The sequence below is a fragment of the Bacillus sp. JJ664 genome (genome assembly GCF_036962205.1).
In the GTDB taxonomy this organism is placed as follows: domain Bacteria; phylum Bacillota; class Bacilli; order Bacillales; family Bacillaceae_G; genus Gottfriedia.
On sequence record NZ_JBALMS010000229.1, the window covers coordinates 1 to 1431 of the forward strand.

Genomic DNA, 1431 nt, shown 5'->3' on the forward strand with positions numbered 1-1431 from the left:
GCCTTATCTCTAGTTACATTACCATAATCGGCCACAATCCCTACTAGTTCTATATCTTTTCTAAAAAGGATATATAACATTGTAAATGCATCATCAATACCTAAATCAGTGAATAGGAGAACTTGTTTAACCATCCGGTTTCCTCCCAACTTCATTTGAAAATGTTTTTAACCTCTTCATATAAATCTCTACTACTTTATGTTTTAATCCAGTTCCTCAGTACAAAAATCAGTTTTCAACCCAAGTAATTCATTTTTCCATTTAGCATGAACTGCACTTTCATTTTTCCAACAAAAAAAGGAAGCAATTAAGCTTCCTTTACACAAATAACTTTAGACTAACTTGAACAATTAATAATACTGAAACTGAGATTAATAAAATTCTCGCAAGTTTAATTGGTACGTATTCTGCAAACCTTAGACCAACTTGATTTCCGATGATGGATGCAGCCGCCATTGTTAAGGCGATTTTCCACTGAAAATGTCCAGTCATATAAAAAATAACAAAGGCTGATAAGCAGCTACCAAAATTTAATACTCTTGCCAATTGAACTGCATTTACATAAGTAAATCCTTTTTTGATAAAATATAAAATTGCAAAGGTAGATGAACCTGGCCCAAAGCCACCATCATAAATACCAATTCCAGTTTGAATGCTTTTATCTACGAATGTTTGATGTTCAAAGTTTTCTTTATTCGCAGTTCCATAGTTCCACTTTTTACTAGCGAACGTTAGCCAGAGTGATCCAGATAATAAAACGATTGCGACAATATTCATTACATGTTCATCTAACATACTTGTAATATAAGCACCAATTCCTCCACCAATGATTGAAACAATTATGAATTGAATGATTAAAGAATACTTGAAATCTTTTTTCCGAAGTGTATAAAGTATACTACTGAATGAACCTAATCCTGAGGCAAACTTATTTGTAGCAATTCCCGTCTGAATCGGAATTCCTAAAAAAATCATCATTGGCAAGGTAATTAATCCTCCACCACCTGCTAAAGTTCCTACTACAGCTGCACCGATTCCTAGAAAAAATAATAAACTTAAATATTCCATTCAACTATCCCCTTTTCTCTCTACCATTACTATACACAATTTCTATGGTAAGTGGGAAAGGAATAACTCCTAAAATGAACGAAATTGTTTCACTAAAAATATTCAATCAGAATTGAGTATTTCTGATTTGTATTAAAAGACTGAAAGATTGTTACTTTTAAATTTTCACATGATGTGGCCAAAAATTGCCTATAACGGAAGATCGGATATGTAGTAAGGATAGAGACCCTGCTAATCAAGCCAGGTTGGCATGTTAAAACCGTGACATCTTATGTAGCAACGAATGTATTATCCACATCCTGTAATCCAGAAAGCTCTGCTCACGGAAGAGGAACATCCTAGATTAACTAACGCATTCTTAAA

General features: G+C 33.3%; 2 protein-coding genes. Both read right to left on the reverse strand.

Translation table 11 applies throughout. From position 1 onward, the window contains the following. A partial coding sequence (locus tag V7056_RS20600; RefSeq protein ID WP_499704255.1) for a nucleoside hydrolase occupies window positions 1-134 on the reverse strand: 134 nt, incomplete at its 3' end. 184 nt (window positions 135-318) lie between these two features. After that, window positions 319-1068 (reverse strand): sulfite exporter TauE/SafE family protein, encoded by a 750-nt coding sequence (locus tag V7056_RS20605; protein ID WP_499704254.1) that lies wholly within the window; start codon window positions 1066-1068, stop codon window positions 319-321. Window positions 1069-1431 lie beyond the last annotated feature (363 nt).